Source organism: Pseudomonas sp. dw_612 (genome assembly GCF_018449725.1).
Taxonomy (GTDB): domain Bacteria; phylum Pseudomonadota; class Gammaproteobacteria; order Pseudomonadales; family Pseudomonadaceae; genus Aquipseudomonas.
The window spans coordinates 47,506-69,612 of record NZ_JAAVVC010000025.1; the positions used below are offsets into that span (position 1 = coordinate 47,506).

Below are 22,107 nucleotides of genomic sequence, written 5' to 3' on the forward strand. Positions count from 1 at the left end.
TATCAGCCACCTTTTGCTTATGCTTTTTGGCTCCCCCACGCCAAGAGGACACCCCCATGACTGACTGGCCTCTGCCTCAAACCTATCGCTTCAACGGGCACTCGGTTCGCTACGCCGTACGTGGCGACGGCCCGCCGTTGGTGTTTGTGCATGGCACGCCCTTTTCTTCCTACGTGTGGCACCGGATTGCGCCGCACTTCATCGCCACGCATCGGGTGCATTACTTTGATCTGCTGGGGTATGGGCAATCCGAGAAAATCCCGGGCGATGTGTCCCTCGGTGTGCAAAACGAGCTGCTGACCCAGTTGCTGGACCACTGGGGCCTGGAGCAACCCGACGTGGTGGCCCACGATTTCGGCGGCGCCACCGCCCTGCGCACGCATCTGCTGAACGGCAAAAACTACCGCAGCCTGACCCTGATCGACCCGGTGGCGCTGACGCCCTGGGGCTCGCCATTCGTGCAGCATGTGCGCCAGCATGAAACGGCGTTCAGCGGCTTGCCCGACTACATCCAGCGCGCCATCGTGCCGACCTATATTCGCGGGGCGATCAAGCGCGAGATTCCCGACCATGAACTGGCGCCCTACGTACAACCGTGGCTGGGGGAGCCGGGGCAAGCGGCGTTCTATCGGCAGATCGCGCAGATGGACGAGCGCTACACCCAAGAGGCCGAAAAGCTGTACCCGACGATCCGTTGCCCGGTGCAGATTTTGTGGGGTGAGGATGATCAGTGGATTCCCATCGAGCGCGGTCGCGCCTTGCATGCAATGATTCCTGGCTCCCGTTTCCATGCCATCCCCAATGCCGGGCATTTGGTACAGGAAGATGCGCCGGAAGCGATCGTCGCTGCACTGCTGCGGTTTCTACCGCAATCTCCCTGAAGAAACCCAATCTCCTGTGGGAGCGGGCTTGCTCGCGAAGGCGTCGTGTCAGTCGACATCATCATCGGCTGACACGGCCTCTTCGCGAGCAAGCCCGCTCCCACATGGGTCTTGCGTTCCGCCAGTTGCACCGCTTTCGCGCCCCAATCCCCCGCCTCGTCTATAAATAACCCCACCACCCCACGCTTGGCACGACCACTGCAACCCTCCCCGCGTCTCTCATCCAGCAAGGAACGCCCCATGACGCAGAACGATCCGGGTAACGATTACCCTCTCAGCGAAGTCCCGATGCATGCCCGCAAAGGCCTGGCCTCCACGGCCATGGTGCTGCTGGGTTTCACCTTCTTTACCGCGACCATGTTTGCCGGCGGCAAGCTCGGGGTGGCGTTCAGTTTTGGCGAGATGATGGCGGTGATTATCGTCGGCAATCTGCTGCTGGGGATCTACGCCGCAGGGCTCGGTTATATCGCCTTCAAGAGCGGCCTCAATTCGGTGTTGATGGGCCGGTTCTGTTTCGGTGAAGTGGGCAGCAAGCTCAGTGACTTGATCCTCGGCTTCACTCAGATCGGCTGGTACGCCTGGGGCACGGCCACGGCCGCCGTGGTGCTGGGCAAGTATTTCGAATTGGAGCAAGCCACGGTGCTCGGGCTGATGGTGCTGTTCGGCCTGGTGTTTTGCGCCACGGCGTATGTCGGTTATCGCGGGCTGGAGATTTTGTCGTACGTCGCGGTGCCGGCAATGATGTTGCTGCTGACGCTGTCGATGTGGGTGGCCACGGTCAAGGTCGGCGGGCTCGACGGTTTGCTCGCCGTGGTGCCGACCGGCACGCTGGATTGGTCGACGGCGATTACCCTGGTGTTCGGCACCTTCGTCAGCGGCGCCACCCAAGCGACCAACTGGACGCGGTTCTCGCGTTCGGCGCGGGTCGCGGTACTGGCGAGCCTGATCGGTTTCTTCATCGGCAATGGCCTGATGGTGTTGATCGGCGCCTACGGGGCCATCGTCTATCAGCAGCCGGACGTGGTCGAAGTGCTGTTGCTGCAGGGCTTTGCCATGGCGGCGATGGCGATGTTGCTGCTCAATATCTGGAGCACCCAGGACAACACCATCTACAACTTCGCCGTGGCCGGTTGTAACCTGCTGCGCACCGGCCGACGCAAAACCGTGACCCTGGCCGGCGCCGTGATCGGCACCTTGCTGGCCCTGCTGGGCATGTACGACATGCTCGTGCCCTACCTGATTTTGCTCGGCACGGTGATTCCGCCGATCGGCGGGGTGATCATGGCGGACTTTTTCTTCCGTTATCGCGGTCAATATCCACGATTGGCCGATGCGCGGCTGCCGGCGTTCAACTGGCCCGGGCTGAGTGCTTATGCGGTCGGCACGGTCGCCGCGTTCGGCTCACCGTGGGTTGCACCGCTGGTAGGTATCGCCGCTGCCGCGCTAACGTATGTGATATTGACCGGCGTGCTGGGTGTCCGCACTGCCGATGCACCACTACAAGATCTCTAAAAGGATTCGCCTGATGCACATCATCAACGCCCGCCTGCGCAACCAAGAAGGCCTGCATGAGTTGCACCTGGAAAACGGCCTGATCGGCAACATTGCCCGGCAGACCGAAGCCCCGACCCTGGGCCCCAATGATCTGGACGCCGGCGGCAACCTGGTAGTGCCGCCCTTCGTCGAGCCGCACATTCACCTCGACGCCACCCTCACCGCCGGCGAACCGCGCTGGAACATGAGCGGCACGCTGTTCGAAGGCATCGAATGCTGGGGCGAGCGCAAGGCCACCATCACACTGGAAGACACCAAGACCCGCGCCAAGAAAACCATCCAGACCCTGGCCGCCCACGGCATCCAGCATGTGCGCACCCACGTCGATGTCACCGACCCGACCTTGACCGCGCTCAAAGCCATGCTCGAAGTGCGCGAGGAAAGCCGTCACCTGATCGACCTGCAAATCGTCGCATTCCCTCAGGAAGGCATCGAGTCGTACCGTAACGGCCGGGAATTGATGGAAGAAGCCATTCGCATGGGCGCCGATGTGATCGGCGGCATCCCGCATTTCGAGTACACCCGGGACCAGGGCGTGAGTTCGGTGAAGTTCCTGATGGACCTGGCCGAACGTACCGGTTGCCTGGTGGACGTGCACTGCGATGAAACCGACGACCCGCATTCGCGCTTCCTCGAAGTGCTGGCCGAAGAAGCCCGCAGCCGCGACATGGGTTCGCGCGTCACCGCCAGTCACACCACAGCGATGGGCTCCTACGACAACGCTTATTGCGCCAAGCTGTTCCGCTTGCTCGGGCATTCCGGGATCAGTTTTGTCTCGTGCCCGACCGAAAGCATTCACCTGCAAGGACGCTTCGACAACTTCCCGAAACGCCGTGGCGTGACCCGGGTCAATGAGCTGCTGGAAGCCGGGATGAACGTGTGTTTCGGCCAGGATTCGATCGTTGATCCGTGGTATCCGCTGGGCAACGGCAACATCCTGCGGGTGCTCGAAGCGGGCCTGCATATTTGCCACATGCTCGGTTATCGCAACCTGCAAAGTGCGCTGGATCTGGTGACGGATAACAGCGCCAAAGCCATGGCCCTGGGGGATCGTTATGGACTGGAGCGCGGTCGGCCGGCGAATTTGCTGATACTGTCGGCGGACAGTGATTACGAAGTGATTCGTAGCCAGGGCTTGCCGCTGTATTCGATTCGCGGGGGTGAAGTGTTGATGAAGCGGCAGATGCCGGTGGTGGAGTTCAGAGGTGATTTGAGCTGAGGTTTTGGCTGCTTGATCTGACGCCATCGCGAGCAAGCTCGCTCCCACAATTGAGCTTCAGTGGACACAGATTCTGTGTTCGACACAGATCCAATGTGGGAGCGAGCTTGCTCGCGATGGCGGTCTAACAATCACCCCATCAACCGCGCCGTGCCGAATAACCTCACCCGACTCAATTGACCGCCCTGCTCTTCCAGCAAAATCGGCGCCGTGCCGCCGGGCATCACTACCTTCACCTCACCCGCCGTCACCCAACCCACTCGCCAAGCCGCGCAAGCCACCGCACTGGCGCTGGTGCCCGATGACGCCGTCGGCCCTTCCCCACGTTCAAACACCCGCGCCACGACCCGCCCTTCAGACTCAAGCATCGCCCATTGCAAATTCACCCCGGCGGCACAGGGCCGCCCGGCCCCGCTCGGTGTCGCGTAGGCGATGCGCTTCAGCCCTTCGGACAACCCCGGTTCGCGCATCTGCTGATTGCTCGGCAATGCTTCGACACCGGTGACCAACGTCACGCAATGGGGATTGCCGATCCGCACAAACTGGCTGCGGCACCACGCCGGGTCAAGCGCTGACAACGGTTGCACATGGCTGACGTCGCGGTCGTTCAATATCACGCTTTCAACTCCTGTTGCACCCACCGCTTGTGGCCCGAATAACGGCTTGCCCAAGTCCAGCCAAAAGCCTTGCACGCCATCGACTTCGGCCGGTTTGATCGACGTTTCCACGGGCGATGACGTATCCGTTTTGTCGTGATGAACCCTCAACAAACAACCGTTATCCGCCGGCAGCAGCCCTTGTTCACTGAGCACCTGAGAGAAAATCGTCAAGCCGTTACCACTGCGCTCGGCCAGGGTGCCGTCGGTGTTGACGATCAACAGATCAAAGGGTGGCGCGGCTTGAAACGGGCCGACCAGCAAGCCGTCGCAGCGATGGTCCTTGCTGCCGGGTGGCCGGGTTCCGGGAGCCCAGCCGCAGAACGCTTCGATAGCCGACAACGCCCAGTTTTCGCGGGTTTGTGCGGCGTCGCGGGCCTGCTCCGGCACAGGGATACCGAGGCGTCGTACAGCGTCGGGCCTCACAACCGCGTAAATATTCCCCCGGGCATCGTAGAACGGCGTCATGGATCGGTCCTGAAGTCAGTGTAAAAAGTGCCTGTACTGTAGGCGTCAAAGCCCGGCGATGAAATACCGTCCCGGCGTCACCCCAAACGTGCGCCGAAACATCGCAATAAACGCGCTGACATTCTCATACCCCAGTTCCAGCGCAATCGTCGTCACCGCCTCCCCTGCCGCCAGCAATTCCAACGCTCGCAACAACCGCGCGCGTTGGCGCCATTGGCTGAAGGTGAAGCCGGTTTCGCTGACGAAGCGTCGGGCCAGGGTGCGTGCCGACACGCCGCCCCACTGCGCCCATTGTTCCAGCGAGCGGTTGTCGGCCAGGTCATCGGTCAACGCCCGGGTGATCCGGTGTAATCGCGGGTCCTGGGGCAGCGGCAGGCCGAAAGGCTCGCTGGGCAGCGCCGCGATTTCATCGAGGATGACTTGAGCCACCCGTTCCTGACGCTGATCCAGTGCGCCTTCGCCCCAGGTCGCGGCGCGATCTACGGCTTCGCGCAGTAACCCCGAGGTGGCGATGATGCACGGCTGTTTCGGTAACTCGACGCAATCCGGCGCCGCCACATAGACGCTCCAGCCATGGAACGGGCCGTGGGAGCGCAAGCCGTGCAGGCAGTCCGGCGCAATCCACACCGCGTGGGTGGCCGGCACCACCCAATGATGGTCCGCCGCGTCCACCGACAACAATCCGCGCCGCGCCCCCAGCAATTGACCGCGAGCGTGCTGATGCAAGGCACTTTGGCGCTCGACCGGGCTGTCCAGAGTGACGGCGATCACTCGCGCAGCGGTGGACGACTGCGCCAGTTCGGTGGATATCAGGGGTTTAGTCATTGGCCGTTTCACGTTATCGAATGACCGGAATGAGGCAGTTTAGCCATGAACGACGCTTTAGGCTGAGCACTCATTTCACAGGAGTCACCGATATGCGCGCCGAAGACCTGCTTCCCGACGATATCAATCAAGGCCAATTCAATGGCACCACGGTGCGCAAAGGCACGGTCGGGGCGTTTCTGATCAATGCACGGGTGTTGAGTGACGCCCACTCACCCGAACATCTGCGCACGATTGCACGTCAGGACATTCTCCAGGCATTACCGGCGCTTCGAGCGCTTGGCGTGTTTGAAGTACTGGAGGTGCGTGACCCGACACTTCGGGCGCTCTGTGCCGGGGAATAGCGTGAGACAACCGCATCCCAAGTTATTGCCCCGTACCTTTTTATTGCCAATTGATCGATAAAACCTGTCATTAATGACAGCAGACAGGTCTTCTTCCCAGGCTCAGAGTGTCCCTGAACTCATTCGCTCGGAGCGCGATCATGAACAGGAAGACACTCCTGGGTCTGTTGATTACCCTGACATTCGTCGGTGCTATACACGCCAGTGAAACAGCCCTCGTGCGCAATGGCACAGGCGAAGAAATCCTGCTGCAGGGTTTCCACTGGAACGCCAGTCGCAATGGGTCTGAAAAATGGTATGCGGTACTGACGCGCATGGCCGGGCAAATCGGTCAGGACGGATTCACTGCGATCTGGATGCCGCCTCCCTGGCGGGACACGTCCAGTTGGCAGAGCAGCACGGCCTCCGGCGGCGGCGAGGGGTACTTCTGGCGCGACTTCGAGAAAAACGGCCAGTACGGCAGCGACGATCAACTCAAACAAGCCGCTGGCGAGCTGGACAGTGCAGGGGTGAAAGTTGTGTATGACGTAGTGCCGAACCATATGGACGACAGCGCTGCGGTCCACTCCATGTTCCCCCGACGGAGCAACGAGTGGCGTCACGATTGTGGCGAGTGCGATGAGGGCGATCCCTTCATGGATGGCAGCGCTGATCTGAATACCGCCAATGCCGAAGTATTCGACCGCTTCAAAAACGAGTTCATTAATCTGCGCGACCACTACGGGGCCAAGGGCCTGCGCTTCGATTTCGTCCGAGGCTATGCACCGGAAACGGTTGACCGCTGGATGACGGGGTTCGGCAACCAGCAATTGTGTGTCGGCGAAATGTGGAAGGGCCCCGGTGAATACCCCGAGGGCGACTGGCATCGCCAGGCCAGTTGGCAAGATGCGCTCAAGGACTGGTCGGACCGTTCGCACTGTATGGTTTTCGACTTCGCCCTCAAGGAGCGCATGCAGAATGGGTCGATTGCCCAGTGGCGAGACGGGTTGAACGGGAATCCCGATCCGCAGTGGCGCAAGGTCGCTGTCACCTTCGTTGACAACCATGACACCGGCTATTCGCCCGGACTCAATCAAGGCCAACATCATTGGCCGCTCGTTGAATCACGCCGTAACCAGGCCTACGCCTACATCCTGAGCAGTCCCGGCACCCCGTCGGTGTACTGGCCCGACATGTATGACTGGCAACGGGGCGATCTGATTCGCCAGTTGATCAGTCTTCGTAAGGGCGCGGGGATCAAGGCAGATTCACCGATTCGGTTCCACACCCAGTTTTCGGGGCTGGTCGCCACGAGCACCGGTGCCCGCAAAAGCCTGGTGATCGCCCTGGACTCCGACCTGACAAAGTTGCCCCCGGAGCTGGCCCAACCAGTACTGACGTGGGACGACGGCAAAATCCGGATCTGGAGCGTTTCGGCCGAACCTGCGCCCGTGAGTGTTCGTTTCACGTGTAACAACGCCAGCACCCAGCCGGGGCAAAGTGTCTATGCGGTGGGTTCGTCGCTGGAACTGGGCGCCTGGGACCCCGCCCATGCCATTCGTCTGGGCAACTCATTGCAAGGTAATCGCTGGACAGGCACGGTCGATGTGCCCGCGCAACACGTCGTCGAATGGAAATGCATCGTGCGCGATAACGATTCGTCCGCGGTCGTACGCTGGCAACCGGACCCCAATGTCAACTTCACCAGCAGTGCAGGCGGTGAGACTTCGGGAAGCTTTTAAAAGGGGGACATCAGCACTCATGAAAAAACCAGGGTCGCGGCCTGCAGGTTGATATGCAAGGATGTTGCCCTGCATAACGTCAGCAAACCGCAACACCAAGGATTTTTCATGACTGCCTTCAACACCCCCACCTCATTTGTTCCCGGACGCCTGGAACAGATGTCCACCCGCATCGCCTTTTTTATCGCCGGCCTCGGTATCGCGGCGTGGGCGCCGCTGGTGCCATACGCCAAAGCGCGGGCCGGGCTGGATGAAGGGACGCTCGGTTTGTTGCTGTTGTGCCTGGGGGTCGGATCGATTCTGGCGATGCCGATTGCGGGGCTGCTGGCCACACGTTTCGGCTGTCGCCGGGTGGTGGCCGCCGGGGTTCTGTTGATTTGCATGGCCCTGCCGCTGCTGGCGACGGTGTCGTCGATTCCGGCGTTGATTGCGACGCTGTTCATGTTTGGCGCGGGGCTGGGCACGGTGGATTCGACGGTGAACCTGCAAGCGGTGATTGTCGAACGGGCCAGCGGCAAGACCATGATGTCGGGGTTCCATGGCTTGTTCAGCCTCGGTGGGATCGTCGGCGCGGCGGGTGTCAGCGCCCTGCTCGGCCTGGGTATTTCGCCACTCGGCGCGACGCTGGTGGTGATTGTGGTGCTGATCGCCGCATTGCTGAAAGCGGTGCCGCATCTGTTGCCTTACGGCAGTGAGAGCTCCGGCCCAGCCTTTGCCGTGCCCCATGGCATCGTGCTGTTTATCGGCATGATGTGTTTCATCGTGTTCCTGACTGAAGGCGCGGTGCTCGACTGGAGCGCGGTGTTCCTGGCGTCCGAGCGCGGGATCGACACGGCGTATGCCGGGCTGGGTTATGCGGCATTTGCCCTGACCATGACCGCCGGGCGTTTGACCGGGGATGCCATTGTGCGGCGCCTGGGCGCGACCAAAGTGATGGTGTTCGGTGGGCTGACAGCCGCAGTGGGCCTGGCGTTGGCGACATTCGCACCGAACTGGGAGGTCGCGTTGGTGGGTTATGCGCTGGTCGGCGCGGGTTGCTCGAATATCGTGCCGGTGCTGTACACCGCCGTGGGCAAACAGACCGTCATGCCGCAAAGCATTGCCGTGCCGGCCATCACCACCCTCGGCTACGCCGGCATCCTCGCCGGGCCCGCACTGATCGGGTTCGTCGCCCATGCCAGCAGCTTGAGCTTTGCGTTCGGGTTGATGGCGGTGTTGCTGGTGGCCGTGGCCATTGGCGGGAAGGTGTTGAAAGTCTAAAAGCGAAAAGATCGCAGCCTTCGGCAGCTCCTACAGGGTATACACCACCGAATGTAGGAGCTGCCGAAGGCTGCGATCTTTTGATCCTAGGCGTTAAAAACCGACGCTGGCCTGCACAAAGAATGTGCGCGGTGCGCCGACATAGATGCCCGAGTTGTTGTCGCTGGAGCGGGTGAAGTACTGATGGTCGAACACGTTTTTCACCCCGGCCCCGAGTTTCAGGTTCGACAGCTGCGCACCGAAGTCATAGCCCCCGCGCACGTTCCACGTCACGTAGCCCGGAATGTTGCCGTACTGGCCGTCGGCGCTGCCATCGGTGATGTAGTTGCCGGTGAAGCTGCCATCCGCGTTCACGCCAGTACCCGGCGAATGCTGTTTGGACTGGGCGAAACCGTCGATGTTGTAGGTCCAGCGATTCACGTCGTAGCGCAGGCCGACGGTGGCCACCTGACGGGAATAGAACGGCAAGTCACGGCCCTTGAAGCCCGGAATTTCGCCTTCATACGTAGCGCGGGTGTAGGTGAAACCGGCGTTGGCGGTCAGCCCGTCGAGCCGTGGATCAAGTGCCGACATATCGTAATGCACCGACGCTTCAAGGCCCTGGTGCTTGGTCGCACCGAGGTTGGTCCAGCCCACATCGTTGCTGATGTATTGCAGTTCGTCATCAAAGTCGATGTAGAACAGCGTCACTTCCCCGCCCCACACATCGTCGTTGTAACGCGTGCCGATCTCGTAAGTCTTGGCCTTTTCCGGGCTCAAACCATTGGCGGTGCTGTCACCCGAACCACCCTGGCCGAGCTGGAAATATTGCAGGCTGCCGAACGAAGTTTCGTAGTTGGCAAACAGCTTCCAGGCATCGGACAGGTGATACATCACGCTCAGCGCCGGCAGCGGTTCGTTGCTTTCGATGCTGCGATCCTTCTCCGGCACCGGTTTGCCGGCGGTGTCGAGAACGCGGCGGTCATGCCAGTCGGTGCTGATGTGTTCGAAGCGAATGCCCGGGGTCACAGTCCAGTTGCCGACGTCGATTTTGTTGTCGAGGTACACCGCGTTGGCTTCAGTACCGCCGGTGCGGTCCTGATACACATGCCCGTCCGAACCCGGAAGCGCGACCGGCTCGTTGTTGACCAGCGCCAGGCGGCTGGCCTGTTCGTGCATGGCTTCCTTGAGGTAGCGATAACCGACACTGACTTCCTGGGTGGTCGGACCGACATCGAACACATGGGATACGCGCGGTTCGATCCCCAAGGTGTAGTAGGAGCGCGGGAACGAGCCCAGGGTTTTCTGATCGCGAGCGGCGATGTTGCTGCCACGGAAGCTGTCGGTGTAGTACGTCAGCACTTCGGCCTGGGTGCGGTCATCGATCTGCCGTGCCCATTTGAACGATACGTCCTTGCGACGTCCGCTGAAGTTGTCATTGTTGCGGTCGGACTGAAACGGATCAGCGTCGTACTGCTTCTGGGTCAGGCCGCCGGGCATGTCGGCGCTGGCGTCGTAGTAGTGGAAGTTCAGGCTGAAATCGTCAACGTCGGTCGGCGCCCAGTGGGTCTTGAGGATCACGTCGTCGATGTCGTTGCCGTTGTTGCGTTCGCGGTAACCGTTGCCGTTCACCCCGGTGTACAACAGCGCCACGCCCATGCCGTTGTCCGCGGTGCCGCCGACAAACGCGGTGTCGATGTGTTTCCAGCCGCCGTGCTGGGAGGTTTCCAGGGTGGTGCCGATTTCACCGGTGGCTTTCTCCGGAATCGCGCGGGTGACGAAGTTGATCACCCCGCCGACGTTCTGCGGTCCATAACGCACGGAACCGGCGCCGCGAACCACGTCGATGCTGTCGAGGTTGCCCGAGGAAATCGGCGCCATCGACAGTTGCGGCTGGCCGTACGGGGCGAACGCAGCGGGCACGCCGTCGATCAGCACGGTGGAGCGTGGCGACAGGCGCGACGTCAGGCCGCGCACGCCCACGTTCAGGGAAATATCGCTGCCGCCGGTGCCGTTGGCGTCCTGCACTTGTACGCCGGGCACGCGTTTCAGCACGTCACCGACGTTCATTGCACCCTGCTCAACCATCGCTTCACGGCGGATCACAGTCCGCGCGCCGGGGTGGTTTTGCACCACGGCGGCATTTGCATCACCGAGCCAGTCGCCGACCACTTTGATGTCGGTCACGCCCAGTTCCAGCGGACCGTTGGACGCGGCAGTCGGGGCTGGCGTCAGGGTCACCGAGCCTTCATTGATCTGATATTCCAGACCGCTGCCCTGCAGCAATTGGCGCAAGGCCTGCTCCGGGGACAAGTTGCCGTCCACCGCCGGGGCCTGTTTGCCGGCGACCAGTTCCGGACTGAAAAAAACCTGCAACGAGGTTTGCTGACCGAGCTGGCTCAGGGCCTGGCCCAACGGCTGCGCCTGGATGTGAATGGCATCGGCGGCGAACGCCTGAGGCAGCGCGGCGCTGACAGCCAATGCCAGCGCGAGCGGCAGCCAAGGTGATTTGTTGTTTTTAGCGGTGGTTTTTTTCACGTCGAACGTTGTCCTGTGGATCGCAAGAATACGCGGCTGTTAATGCAAACCAGTTGCAGTTGGACAAGAAGACGAAGAACTCGAAAAAAACCTGAATCTATCGCGCAATTATTTCCTGACTGCCGTCAGAAAGGGTGCGCACGGCCACCGGCAGAATGCTCGGCAAGGCCTTGAGCAACGCATCGGTGTTGTCGGATTTGAACACGCTGGTCAGGCGCAGATTGCCCACTTTGTCGTTGCCGACGGTCAGCGGCTTCTCCCGATAGCGCGACACTTCAGCCGCGACTTCAGCAAGGCTGGCGTTGTTGAACACCAGTTTGCCGCTGCGCCAAGCCGTCAGTTCCTGCGGGTTGACCGCGTAGGCGGCGGCCACCTTGCCTTGGGCATCGATGTGCGTACCGAGGCCAGCGGTGAGGCTGATGAAATCGGCGCCCTGCCCCTGAACCCTGACCGTGCCCTGCTCCACCGCGACCCGGGTTTGCGTCAGATCCCGACGCACATCGAAGCGCGTGCCGGTGACCGTGACCTTGCCGTTGCCCGTCTCGACCACGAACGGCCGGCTGGTGTCGTGCTCAACGCTGAACATCGCTTCGCCTTCCGTCAGCTCGATGCCGCGCAGATTCTTTTCAAAGCGCACCTGCACCCGACTACGGCTGTTGAGGTCGATCACCGATCCGTCCGGCAGCGCCACGTGCTGGCGCTCGCCCAGGGCCGTGGAAAATTCCGCGGTGTAGGTCGCCGGGTGATTCAAACCGCTGAACAAGCCCAGGCCGAGCGCCACCGCCAACACACTGGCGGCCACCGCGTAACGCACCAGCGGACGCCGTTTGCGACGCTCCGGCGGGGCTTCGCACAAGGCTTGCAAACGCTTGGCCGGCAACAGATCGGCCGCCGTCCACAAGCCCTGGAGCAATTGAAATTCATCACGATGCTGCGGGTGTTCATGCAGCCAGACTTCGAAACGCCGATGTTCTTGGACATCCACCGCCGGCTCCTGCAAACGCACAAACCACCGTGCCGCCTCGTCGCGAACCGCTGTTTGCCCGCACGCGCAATCACGAGTATCCATCATGGAAATTCCTGTTTGGCCGGGGGTGTAAATGGGAGATGGCGACACGCCCCCCTGTAGGAGCTGCCGAAGGCTGCGATCTTTTCCGGAGCACCGCGAATCATGACTGCGCCCCATCCAGACGATCGCGCAGATGCCGCAGGGTGCGGATCATATACTTTTCCACCATGTTCTTGGACAGCCCCAGCCGCTCGGCGATTTCCGCCTGGGTCAGGCCTTCGATCTTCTGCCAGACAAACACCTTGCGGCAATTGATCGGCAACTCCGTAAGCGCCCGCTCAATGGAGTCGGCCAACTGGATCGCATGCATGAAATGCTCCGGGTCGCCGGACGACGACACACTGTGATCAATCGCCTCGGACTCCATGGCGCCCCGCCGATCCTCGCGCCGATAACCATCCACCGCAATGTTGCGCGCGGTCTGGTGCAAATACGCCCGAGGCTGCTCCACCGCCGCCGAATCCGACTCAAGCACCCGCACGAAGGTGTCATGGGCCAGGTCCTCGGCCTGCTGACGATTTCTCAGGCGACGGGTCCAGGTGCCGATCAACTCTTCGTAATGCTCGAAAAAGCCGTGGGTGCGGGGCAGCTTGGGGGTCATTGCGGTGTGCTGTGGGGAGGAGGCGTGAATAGTAATGCTTCCTATTAAGCCGAAGCAATGCATTCCCGTGGAGGATCGCGGTTACTGGTCGAACCGTTGAGGTACGATCCTGTGCCATGCTCTGTAAAGGCCGCGTACGATTGGAAAATCCGTATTAGTCTGCAGCCAATCCGATATCAATGATCACCGGTTTAATATCAGGATTTTTCTTTGCGCCTGAACCGGTCAAATACGCCGTCAGTGGCGACTCCCACAAAATGGTGCCCAACCGGCTGATCAGCTTCTCCAGTTTTTTATTCCCGTCATCACCCAACAGCCGTAAACCTTCGAAAAGCAGCCGAAGACCTTCCGTGTAAACCGGTAAGGAACTGTCCGCAGCGGCAAACAAGTAGCGTTTTATTTCATTTATTTCCTCGACTTTACCCATGGCAATCAACTGAGACGCCCAAATGACTGCGCCATCGGCAGAGCGAAGTTCATCTGTATCGCCCGCAAGGTTCCTGGGCCAGTCATGCAAGCGTTCATATTTCCCCATCTTCAGCAGCAAGTAACCACCGACAGCGGCGCCAGCAGGATCACTGCCCTTGCGCATCAATAAATCTTCGCAACTACTCGCCCAACTTGACATCGAACTTGCCGCTGCAAGGTTGCCTCGACTCAAGAAACTCAACAACGTGTCGGCCGACTCAACCGAAGTGGTCAGGCGAATGCGATAAGCCTCTTCGTCTTCGGTGAACCGGTGTCTTATATCCAGCGTGCGTGTGTGCGCCGGGATGTTGACATTAAGTTGCATCTTCTTCCCCAGGCCCACGATCAAATGGGCAAGGGCCTGGTAACTTTCTGGTGCGGGAGCTTGCCAGGACCACTGAGTCTTCGTGAAAAAGAAACGGCCGCTCACAGGTTGACGATTGTCATTCATCAGAACGACGTTCCAATGATTGTCCGGAACAAGGGAAAACGCTCTGGCATCCATTGCCGCATCCGTGGGCCCGAAAGCCAGCTCACTGACGTCCGACAACTCGAAATGCTTTTTTTCCAGCGACGGTAGGTTAAGCGATTCAAGGGTGACGGTCCTGGAAAGGCTCCCCCGGTCAGGCAACGTAACGGTTCTGCCTGAAGGCAGACTGATGCGAAGAAAAACCTTATCGCAAGCAACGGCAATCTCTTGTGTATCCCCGCCCCGCATCATCACTCTTTTCACGACAGAGAAATCAGGCGCCACCACCTCGACTGCTGCCATCGGAGCGTCTGGCGCGAATGTGACCTGTAATGTCTTGGTCTCAGGTCTCATGGCGTATTCACTCCGACAAAAGTTGCAGGACTCAACACGCACGTCTCAGGGCCATGATCAGGATAGGCACCACTGGGGAAAGTCACCGTGACCTCCCAATCGCCCGGTTCAACAATCTGGACCAGGGGCTTGGGATCGGCAAGTCCGGATAGGTAGACAATGTTTTTGCGGGTCATTTTAATAACTGCATGAGTAGAAGCCGCCGCCGTGGTGCAATCAATCAAGGCGATAACATGACCAACCCCAGGTACATTAATTGTTTCAAGGCCGGTGACATCGGAGTTACAAGTCAAATGCAACTTGTAAAGCTTCTTGTAATGTTCAATCACTTCAGGAATGGATTTTGAAAGCGATGCGGCTGTTACGATCCATCGCCCCCGATGAGAAATACCTGCAAGCCCCTCCAGGCAACCAATGACCGCTTGGCCGAAATACGAAACACCGCCGCGAGGCCCATGCGCTTTCGCCCCTTTGGCCGCGGCGTAATAAACCGCCGAGCAGTTGACGGAATCACCGACGGAGGCACTCATCAATGTTTGCCCATTGGCACTGATGGCATTCAACAAGGCGAACGGGAGTTCCCGACACGCATCAACGAAATAAAACTGCGTCTGGGCAGCGCAGGCGCGCATACCCACTTGGGTCGCGCTGAAGTTAATACTGTTTTTCCACGCATTAGCGACGGCGGGATCGCCGAAATCTTCCGCCAATAGGTATTGCTCGGCTTTCTGCAAGCCGTGACCACAAAAATAGAAGAAAGCAATATTGTCGGGATTGGATGCGCAACGCTTTTGCCACCGCTCAAAAGCATCCACGATATTAACCATCGTCGCAGGTTCTACGCCCGCATACGCTTTGTTCAATTCAACAACATCAGCAGGCCCGGCGGAAGCTACAAACTCGATAGACCCCAGGGATTTATCAGGGTGGGTGTAGTCTTTCATCAGCCAATTCACAATGGCCAACGACGTCCAGAGCGGAGTCGTGACCTGGCCCAGCCCCAATGGCGTCAGCGCTGGAGCACCTGCCCCGCCCTTCATGTGCGGGTAATTGGCAACCCCGATCACAAAGGCGTGCAACCGAGGTTGAGCCAGTTCGACATCGGCCGCTTTTGAAGGATAAATCAGGCTCATAATTCGTTTATCCGTATACGCAGACGCTCATAAAAACGAGCTTGTTCAAAGTAGGCGCCATGGGCCTTCATGACATAGGTTTTAGTGTCATAGTCGAAGTCTTGCACGCCCTCGAACACCTCTTCACAGGCATAAGAAAAAATGTCGACTGGATCGTAGATATTGAGCCATTCGAAGACGTTGGCAGGCTTCGGCATCTTGGCACCGCCGGCACCCGGGACATCCAGTCGTCGTTGTTTAAACAGTTTCATCTCTTCGAAATGCGACACCTGCGAGCCAATCGAAATAAACAGGTCGACTTTCAATTCCGGCGCGAAGTGTGAGAACAGGTCATAAGCGATAACCCCGCCCAGGCTATGCCCGATGACAACCAATGGCTCGTCCGGTTGAGCGTCGACGGCGTCGATAATGTCCGTCAGGACTAACGACGGGATTGGACCTGCGGCCCCCGCTTGCCCTCGGCTGTCCATATACGTAAACACGTCACCGGTAAATCGGCCCAAGGTTGCATTGAGCGACGCTCTCGACCAGGCGAGCAACTTGGTTGACGCATAATCCCCGACTCTATCCAGTGTTGCTGTGGCAACCTCTTTCGTTGCCTTCTTGAACATATCGGCAAGCCTCGACACCACATTGCTGAAAGCATCTGCCAGCCCCAGAGCGTCGGTATCGGGTTTACCAGTGACCTGCTGGGCCTGATCCTGTAGTGCACCGAATAGTGCATCAATGAACTGCGGGTCATTTTTCACCTTCGATAACCACGGTGGTAGAACTTTCGGGTCTTCAAACTGAGCGGCATATTCCTGAGCCTGGAATACAAAATCGCTGGCCGCTTCCGCGTCCTCGGGTGCAGCACTCGATAGAACCAGCTGGGCCAAAAGGTCGATTGCCCTGGGGAAAGAATGCTGCGCTAACTTCAACAGTGGTGCATCGGTGACGGAGGCCGGATCTGCCACGGCATCGTAAAGCGATGCAACGAGAGGCCGCAGATTATCCTCCACCGCCGGCCCCAACTCTTCTGCACCCGCGACCGGAAGTGACTGCATCTTCCAGGCAAACGAAATGCCCAAGTCTCCCCAATAAGGGAACACCGGTAAAAATTGACCCAGTGTTTTACCGTTGATCTTCGCGCCTGTCAGGTGTTTCTTCAAAAACCTGGCAGTGATAAGTCGCTGCGCTTCGTAGCCCGGATCTTCTTTTCGGTTATTAACACCGTGGATAAAAATGACGGGCATGGAAGACTCCTTGTCAGGTGCAAAAGAGGAGAAAAAGTAAATCAAGTATGTGGACGATCGACTACTTGTCAAACAACTCTCCCGACGCTAATTCAGACTGTCTCGCCGTTGAAACACTTGATATTGACGGCGATAAACAAACAGATAGTTTTAGCAAGTCGATAGAGTCGGCTGCGGATAAACGAGCCGATGAGCCCTTGATCATTCCCCCACCCAACTCGTCGCAATCCATCAACCCCCACCCTTCCCCGCGCCCTAGATTAACTCCCAGAACAAGCAGCCGTGCCGTGCGGCCAGTCCCTGTGGAGATCACCCCATGCAAAATTTCCAGACCCGCAAACAGCAAAGCCCCGTCGAGGGTTGGGATCATCAGGACCCGGAAGAAGCCTTCACCCTGCCCTCGCGTTACTTCTTCGACGAGACGTTGTTCAAAGCCGAGCGCGACAATATTTTCATGCACGCCTGGCACGTGGCCGGGCATGTCAGTGAGTTCGCCGAGCCCGGTCAGTACGTGGTGACCGATCTGTTTGATCAGAGCGTGGTGGTGGCGAGGAATCGTCAGGGCCAGATTCATGCGTTTCACAACGTTTGCCAGCATCGCGGCAATCGCTTGCTCGAAGAGCGACGCGGCACCACCGGCGGCGTGGTGCGTTGCGCCTATCACTCGTGGTGCTACGAAATGGACGGCACCCTGCGCGGTGCGCCGCGTTGCGAGAAGATGAAGAACTTCGAGTTGCAGCAGTTCAACATTCCACAGGTGCGCACCGAAGAGTTGGGCGGGTTTATTTACTTCAACCTCGACCCGGCGGCGCCGTCGCTGCGCGATCTGTTTCCTGGTGCCGATGAGGAGATGCGACGGGTGTTTCCGAACCTGGCGAACATGCGCCTGATCGAGGAACAGGACGTGATCGTGCCGGCCAACTGGAAGGTGATCATGGACAACTCCATCGAGGGCTATCACTTCAAGTTGTCCGGGCCGTGCCATATCGATCTGGCCAAACTCATCGACTTCAAGGGCTATCAGTTGACCAAACGCGACAACTGGTGGACCTACATCGCCCCGGCCAATCTCACCGTGACCGAAGCCTATGGCGTGCCGCTGAAGCCCGAGGTGAACCCCGATGAATGCTTCTTCAACATCGGCATGTGGCCGAACAACACCTTCTACACCTTCCCGTTTTCGGAGTTTCTGGGCTCGTTCATCATGATCCCGCTGGACGCCGAGCGCTCGCTGCTGCGCTTCGGTTACTACTCCAACAACGGCGAAACCGCTGCGGTCAGCGCGTCGTGCATGAAGTGGATGAACGAGGACCTGGGGCCGGAAGACATTGCACTGAACATCTCGGTGCAGAAAGGCTTGCATTCGCTGGGTTACGACCAGGGGCGCTACATGATCGACGCCCAGCGCAGCAATGAAAGTGAGCATTTGGTGCATCACTTTCACAAGCTGGTGTTCAACGGGATTCATGGGCCGGGTGCCGTCTGAGCCAAGCGCAGTCCATGTGGGAGCGGGCTTGCTCGCGAAGGCGGAGTGTCAGGCAACACAGATGTCGGCTGACCCACCGCCTTCGCGAGCAAGCCCGCTCCCACAGGGTTTTAGTGTCGTGAATATTCGTTATATGGAGCACAGCAAACCATGACCCATCATGAGTTTGATTACCTGATTGTGGGCGCAGGGTCAGCGGGTTGCGTGTTGGCCAATCGCTTGAGCGAAGACCCGTCCGTGCGGATTCTGGTGCTGGAAGCCGGGCCGGCGGACAAGAGCTGGACCATCGACATGCCTTCTGCGGTCGGCATCGTGGTCGGCGGCACGCGCTACAACTGGAGCTACAACTCCGAGCCGGAACCGTATCTGGACGGTCGCCGGATCGGCACGCCGCGCGGCCGAACGTTGGGCGGTTCGTCGTCGATCAACGGCATGGTCTACATCCGTGGCCATGCCCGGGATTACGACGGTTGGGCCGAGCAAGGTTGCGATGGCTGGAGTTATCAAGAGGTGCTGCCGTACTTCAAACGCGCGCAAACCCATGCCGATGGCAACGACGATTACCGAGGCGCGGCGGGACATCTGCACGTCACCCCCGGCGAGACGCAAACGCCGTTGTGCGCGGCGTTTCTGGCGGCGGGCGCAGAGGCTGGATACGGTTTGAGCAACGACTTGAATGGCTATCGCCAGGAAGCCTTCGGACCGGTGGATCGCACCACCCGCAACGGTCGGCGCTGGAGTACGTCGCGGGGGTATTTGAGCGAGGCGCTGGCCCGGGGCAATGTTCAGGTCTCCACCGACGCCCTGGCGTTGCGCATTCTGTTCGACGGCCAACGCGCCATCGGCATCGAATACGAGCAGAACGGCGGAACACATCAAGCCCTCGCCCGCCGCGAAGTGTTGCTCACCGCCGGGGCGATCAATTCACCGCAGTTGTTGTTGCTGTCGGGCGTTGGTCCGGCCGCGGAACTGCGCGACCTCGGCATTAGCGTGATCCATGATCTGCCCGGCGTCGGCAAACGGCTCAACGATCACCCGGACACCGTCGTGCAATACCTGTGCAAAAAACCGGTGTCGCTCTATCCCTGGACCACCGCGCCGGGCAAATGGTGGATCGGTGCCCGTTGGTTCGCCACCCACGATGGACTCGCAGCGAGCAATCATTTCGAGGCCGGGGCGTTTATTCGTTCCCGCGCCGGGGTCGAGCATCCCGACCTGCAACTGACCTTCATGCCGCTGGCGGTGCAACCGGGCAGTGTCGATCTGGTGCCGGGCCATGCCTTCCAGATTCACATCGACCTCATGCGCCCCACCAGCCTGGGCAGCGTCACCCTGAACAGCGCCGACCCTCGACACCCGCCGTGCATCCTGTTCAATTACCTGAAAACCGAGCAGGATCGAGCCGACATGCGCGCCGGCGCGCGCCTGGTGCGCGAGATCATCGAGCAACCGGCGATGGCCGCGTTCAAAGGTGAAGAATTGGTGCCCGGCCCTCAGGCCCAGAGCGACGAGGCGCTGGATGCGTGGGCCAGGCAGGTCACGGAAACCGGCTACCATGCCAGCGGCACGTGCAAGATGGGGCCGATTGGCGACCCGGAGGCGGTGGTCGATCCGCAATTGCGCGTACACGGCCTCGACGGCTTGCGGGTGGTGGACGCCTCGATCATGCCGGTGATCGTCAGCGGCAACACCAACGCGCCGACGGTGATGATCGCGGAAAAGGCCAGCGACCTGATCCGTGGCCGGCCAGCGCTGGCGGCACGGGATGCACCGGTCTGGATTCATCCGCAGTGGCAGACTCGACAACGATAGAGATCGCTCATGACTGATCAGCCGTCCAACAGCCCGCAAAGCCGCTTCACCTGGCGACGCGGCGATGTCGCGCCGTTGCGGGTCGCGGTGTTGTTGCTGCCGTCGTTTTCCAACTTCGGCCTGGCGGCGGTGCTGGAGCCGTTGGCGATTGCCAATTGGCTGACCCAACGCCAGTTGTTTGAATGGTCGCTGTTGTCCCTCGACGGCGAACCGGTGCAGGCCAGCAATGGTTTGACCACCGTGGCCAATGACGGACTGCGCGCCGATCAGGGGTTTGATGTGTGCCTGGTGATCGCCAGTTTCGATGTGCACAAACACAGTCGCAACCTGGCGCTCAAGAGTTGGTTGCGTAAGCAGGCGTTGTTCGGCGCGGTGCTGATGGGCGTGGAAACCGGCACCGAATTGCTCGCCGCTGCCGGCGTGCTGGACGGTTATGAAGCGGCGGTGCACTGGGACAATCTGCAAGGGTTTCAGGAAAGCTATCCAAGGGTTCACGCCAAGCCGCAGCTCTACACCCTGGAGCGCCAGCGCATGACCTGCGCCGGGGCGACGACCACCCTGGACATGTTGCTCGGCTGGATCGGCCAAAGCGTCGACAGCGACTTGTCCCGGGAAATCGCCATGCACCTGTTGATGGGGCATGTGCGCGCGCCAGCCGATAATCAACTCGACGGCGGCCTGACCAACACCGGGATGTACGGCAGCAAGATTCGCCGCGCGGTTCAGTTGATGGAAAAGGCCCTGGAAGAACCGCTGGATTGCGAGGCGATTGCCAGTCAGGTCGGGCTGTCGCGGCGGCAACTGGAGCGCCAGTTCAAGCATCAAACCGGCCTGTCGCCGCTCAAGTACTACATCACCCTACGCTTGGCAAAAGCCCACAGTTTGTTGCAACAGACCGGCCTGAGCGTGGCGCAAGTGGCGGCGTGTTCAGGCTTTGGTTCGCTGGAGCATTTCTCCCGCACCTACCGTGCACGCTTCGGCTGCCCGCCCAGCGAAGACCGCAGCCAAGTGTTTACCGCCCCGGTGATGCGCCAACCCCTAAGCAAGGAACGGCGCCCCGCCGAGGCGGACTGACGCTAAACAAAACACCCGCACTTGTAGCAGCTGCCGAGGTACGAGGCTGCGTTCGGCTGCGAAGCAGTCGTGAAATCAGGCGACGCGGTGTTTCAGGAAGACCGCGTGCTCAGGTTTGACGACTGCTTCGCAGCCGAACGCAGCCTCGTACCTCGGCAGCTGCTACATGAGCCGAACAGAGGGCCTAAATTAGCCGATAGTCAGGTTCTTCCTCGTCCAGAATCCCCATCAGCGCGTTGAAATGCTTGTCGGCAAAGCCTGGGTAATCCAGCCATTGCCGGCAGGTCTTGCGCGCGATCTCGTCGCTGGCGATGCGTAACTCGCGGCCGGTGGAGAGCGCGGTGATGTAAACCTCGCAGGCGCGTTCGAAGTAATACAAATCATCGAAGGCCTGGGCGATGGTCGGGGCCGCCACCAGCAAACCGTGGTTGCCCATCAGCATGATCGGTTTGTCCTCGAGCAAATGGCTGACCCGCTCAGCCTCCTCGCCCAGGCCCATGCCGTCGAACCCCTCGTCGATGGCGACGCGCTCAAAAAAACGCATTGAGTTTTGCTCGATCGGTGGCAGCCGCGAATCCGTCAGGCATGCCAGCGCTGTCGCGTATTTGGAGTGGGTGTGCAGGATGCAGCGGGCGTGGGGTTGGTTGCGATGGATCGCACTGTGCAAGGCCCACGCGGTGATGTCCGGCGCGTCCGGGCGGTCGAGGCTGGCCGGGTCGTCGGCGTTGAGCAACAGCAAGTCGCTGGCCTTGATCCGCGAGAAGTGTTTGCCGTACGGGTTGATCAAAAACTCCCGACCGTCCCCCGACACCGCCACGCTGAAGTGATTGGCGATGGATTCGTGCAGGTTCAGCCGAGCCGCCCAGCGAAAGGCGCAGGCCAGGCGGATTCTCAGTTGCTCGACAGGTGGATTCATCGTGTGCCCTCAGCGTGATGGATCGGCTTTTGCGCAGTGTAGAGA

At 59.9% G+C, this 22,107-nt stretch carries 18 protein-coding genes; 9 read left to right on the top strand and 9 right to left on the bottom strand.

The annotated features are described in order from the left end of the window. The first annotated feature begins 56 nt into the window (after positions 1–56). From HB680_RS28310 to codA, 3 genes are all read left to right on the top strand, one after another. Positions 57–881, top strand: coding sequence for an alpha/beta hydrolase (locus tag HB680_RS28310; RefSeq protein WP_213941625.1), 825 nt, complete (start codon positions 57–59; stop codon positions 879–881). A gap of 240 nt (positions 882–1,121) precedes the next feature. After that, a complete protein-coding gene (codB, locus tag HB680_RS28315) occupies positions 1,122–2,393 on the top strand; it encodes a cytosine permease (protein ID WP_213941626.1) in 1,272 nt (423 codons plus the stop codon). A gap of 13 nt (positions 2,394–2,406) precedes the next feature. Beyond that, complete coding sequence (codA, locus tag HB680_RS28320) at positions 2,407–3,654, top strand: cytosine deaminase (RefSeq protein WP_213941627.1); 1,248 nt, start codon at positions 2,407–2,409, stop codon at positions 3,652–3,654. A gap of 131 nt (positions 3,655–3,785) precedes the next feature. On the opposite strand, the gene HB680_RS28325 is transcribed toward codA, so the two are convergent. Continuing rightward, on the bottom strand, positions 3,786–4,778 hold the full coding sequence (locus tag HB680_RS28325) for a diaminopimelate epimerase (RefSeq protein WP_213941628.1): 993 nt from the start codon (positions 4,776–4,778) through the stop codon (positions 3,786–3,788). Between the two features lie 45 nt (positions 4,779–4,823). Continuing rightward, positions 4,824–5,603 (bottom strand): helix-turn-helix transcriptional regulator, encoded by a 780-nt coding sequence (locus HB680_RS28330; protein ID WP_213941629.1) that lies wholly within the window; start codon positions 5,601–5,603, stop codon positions 4,824–4,826. Between the two features lie 92 nt (positions 5,604–5,695). Between HB680_RS28330 and HB680_RS28335 the strand changes: the two genes are divergently transcribed. The 3 genes from HB680_RS28335 to HB680_RS28345 all read left to right on the top strand — a co-directional run bounded on the left by HB680_RS28335 (position 5,696) and on the right by HB680_RS28345 (position 8,928). Then, positions 5,696–5,947, top strand: coding sequence for a hypothetical protein (locus tag HB680_RS28335; protein WP_213941630.1), 252 nt, complete (start codon positions 5,696–5,698; stop codon positions 5,945–5,947). Positions 5,948–6,087: 140 nt separating this feature from the next. Next, positions 6,088–7,668 (top strand): glucan 1,4-alpha-maltotetraohydrolase domain-containing protein, encoded by a 1,581-nt coding sequence (locus HB680_RS28340; RefSeq protein WP_213941631.1) that lies wholly within the window; start codon positions 6,088–6,090, stop codon positions 7,666–7,668. Positions 7,669–7,776: 108 nt separating this feature from the next. Further along, a complete protein-coding gene (locus HB680_RS28345; protein ID WP_213941632.1) occupies positions 7,777–8,928 on the top strand; it encodes an MFS transporter in 1,152 nt (383 codons plus the stop codon). A 93-nt stretch (positions 8,929–9,021) separates the two neighbouring features. On the opposite strand, the gene HB680_RS28350 is transcribed toward HB680_RS28345, so the two are convergent. The 6 genes from HB680_RS28350 to HB680_RS28375 form a co-directional block, all read right to left on the bottom strand. After that, on the bottom strand, positions 9,022–11,445 hold the full coding sequence (locus HB680_RS28350; protein WP_213941633.1) for a TonB-dependent siderophore receptor: 2,424 nt from the start codon (positions 11,443–11,445) through the stop codon (positions 9,022–9,024). 97 nt (positions 11,446–11,542) lie between these two features. After that, entirely contained in the window at positions 11,543–12,517 is a 975-nt protein-coding gene (locus HB680_RS28355) for a FecR family protein (RefSeq protein ID WP_213941634.1), read from the bottom strand. Positions 12,518–12,614: 97 nt separating this feature from the next. Then, on the bottom strand, positions 12,615–13,115 hold the full coding sequence (locus tag HB680_RS28360; protein WP_123516236.1) for a sigma-70 family RNA polymerase sigma factor: 501 nt from the start codon (positions 13,113–13,115) through the stop codon (positions 12,615–12,617). Positions 13,116–13,269: 154 nt separating this feature from the next. Continuing rightward, positions 13,270–14,355 (bottom strand): hypothetical protein, encoded by a 1,086-nt coding sequence (locus HB680_RS28365; RefSeq protein WP_213941635.1) that lies wholly within the window; start codon positions 14,353–14,355, stop codon positions 13,270–13,272. 47 nt (positions 14,356–14,402) lie between these two features. Beyond that, a complete protein-coding gene (locus HB680_RS28370; RefSeq protein WP_213941636.1) occupies positions 14,403–15,539 on the bottom strand; it encodes a caspase family protein in 1,137 nt (378 codons plus the stop codon). Continuing rightward, entirely contained in the window at positions 15,536–16,774 is a 1,239-nt protein-coding gene (locus HB680_RS28375) for an alpha/beta fold hydrolase (protein WP_213941637.1), read from the bottom strand. Before HB680_RS28375 ends, HB680_RS28370 begins: the two co-directional genes overlap by 4 nt. Before the next feature lie 316 nt (positions 16,775–17,090). Here HB680_RS28375 and HB680_RS28380 point away from each other — a divergent pair, with 316 nt between their 5' ends. The 3 genes from HB680_RS28380 to HB680_RS28390 all read left to right on the top strand — a co-directional run bounded on the left by HB680_RS28380 (position 17,091) and on the right by HB680_RS28390 (position 21,146). After that, the gene (locus HB680_RS28380; protein ID WP_213941638.1) at positions 17,091–18,260 is read left to right on the top strand and encodes an aromatic ring-hydroxylating dioxygenase subunit alpha; all 1,170 of its coding nucleotides are present in this window, start codon (positions 17,091–17,093) and stop codon (positions 18,258–18,260) included. A 150-nt stretch (positions 18,261–18,410) separates the two neighbouring features. After that, entirely contained in the window at positions 18,411–20,072 is a 1,662-nt protein-coding gene (locus tag HB680_RS28385; protein WP_213941639.1) for a choline dehydrogenase, read from the top strand. Between the two features lie 9 nt (positions 20,073–20,081). Next, on the top strand, positions 20,082–21,146 hold the full coding sequence (locus tag HB680_RS28390; RefSeq protein ID WP_213941640.1) for a GlxA family transcriptional regulator: 1,065 nt from the start codon (positions 20,082–20,084) through the stop codon (positions 21,144–21,146). Between the two features lie 184 nt (positions 21,147–21,330). Here the strand turns inward: HB680_RS28390 and HB680_RS28395 are convergent, their stop codons facing one another. Further along, positions 21,331–22,062: a class II aldolase and adducin N-terminal domain-containing protein gene (locus HB680_RS28395; protein ID WP_213941641.1), complete on the bottom strand. Its 732-nt coding sequence runs from the start codon at positions 22,060–22,062 to the stop codon at positions 21,331–21,333. Positions 22,063–22,107 lie beyond the last annotated feature (45 nt).

What these genes read in the sequence shown, in the direction of transcription:
- HB680_RS28310 (WP_213941625.1), top strand. Translation starts at nt 57, where the DNA reads ATGACTGACTGGCCTCTGCCTCAAACCTATCGCTTCAACGGGCACTCG.
- codB (WP_213941626.1), top strand. Translation starts at nt 1,122, where the DNA reads ATGACGCAGAACGATCCGGGTAACGATTACCCTCTCAGCGAAGTCCCG.
- codA (WP_213941627.1), top strand. Translation starts at nt 2,407, where the DNA reads ATGCACATCATCAACGCCCGCCTGCGCAACCAAGAAGGCCTGCATGAG.
- HB680_RS28325 (WP_213941628.1), bottom strand. Translation starts at nt 4,778, where the DNA reads ATGACGCCGTTCTACGATGCCCGGGGGAATATTTACGCGGTTGTGAGG.
- HB680_RS28330 (WP_213941629.1), bottom strand. Translation starts at nt 5,603, where the DNA reads ATGACTAAACCCCTGATATCCACCGAACTGGCGCAGTCGTCCACCGCT.
- HB680_RS28335 (WP_213941630.1), top strand. Translation starts at nt 5,696, where the DNA reads ATGCGCGCCGAAGACCTGCTTCCCGACGATATCAATCAAGGCCAATTC.
- HB680_RS28340 (WP_213941631.1), top strand. Translation starts at nt 6,088, where the DNA reads ATGAACAGGAAGACACTCCTGGGTCTGTTGATTACCCTGACATTCGTC.
- HB680_RS28345 (WP_213941632.1), top strand. Translation starts at nt 7,777, where the DNA reads ATGACTGCCTTCAACACCCCCACCTCATTTGTTCCCGGACGCCTGGAA.
- HB680_RS28355 (WP_213941634.1), bottom strand. Translation starts at nt 12,517, where the DNA reads ATGATGGATACTCGTGATTGCGCGTGCGGGCAAACAGCGGTTCGCGAC.
- HB680_RS28360 (WP_123516236.1), bottom strand. Translation starts at nt 13,115, where the DNA reads ATGACCCCCAAGCTGCCCCGCACCCACGGCTTTTTCGAGCATTACGAA.
- HB680_RS28365 (WP_213941635.1), bottom strand. Translation starts at nt 14,355, where the DNA reads ATGGCAGCAGTCGAGGTGGTGGCGCCTGATTTCTCTGTCGTGAAAAGA.
- HB680_RS28370 (WP_213941636.1), bottom strand. Translation starts at nt 15,539, where the DNA reads ATGAGCCTGATTTATCCTTCAAAAGCGGCCGATGTCGAACTGGCTCAA.
- HB680_RS28375 (WP_213941637.1), bottom strand. Translation starts at nt 16,774, where the DNA reads ATGCCCGTCATTTTTATCCACGGTGTTAATAACCGAAAAGAAGATCCG.
- HB680_RS28380 (WP_213941638.1), top strand. Translation starts at nt 17,091, where the DNA reads ATGCAAAATTTCCAGACCCGCAAACAGCAAAGCCCCGTCGAGGGTTGG.
- HB680_RS28385 (WP_213941639.1), top strand. Translation starts at nt 18,411, where the DNA reads ATGACCCATCATGAGTTTGATTACCTGATTGTGGGCGCAGGGTCAGCG.
- HB680_RS28390 (WP_213941640.1), top strand. Translation starts at nt 20,082, where the DNA reads ATGACTGATCAGCCGTCCAACAGCCCGCAAAGCCGCTTCACCTGGCGA.
- HB680_RS28395 (WP_213941641.1), bottom strand. Translation starts at nt 22,062, where the DNA reads ATGAATCCACCTGTCGAGCAACTGAGAATCCGCCTGGCCTGCGCCTTT.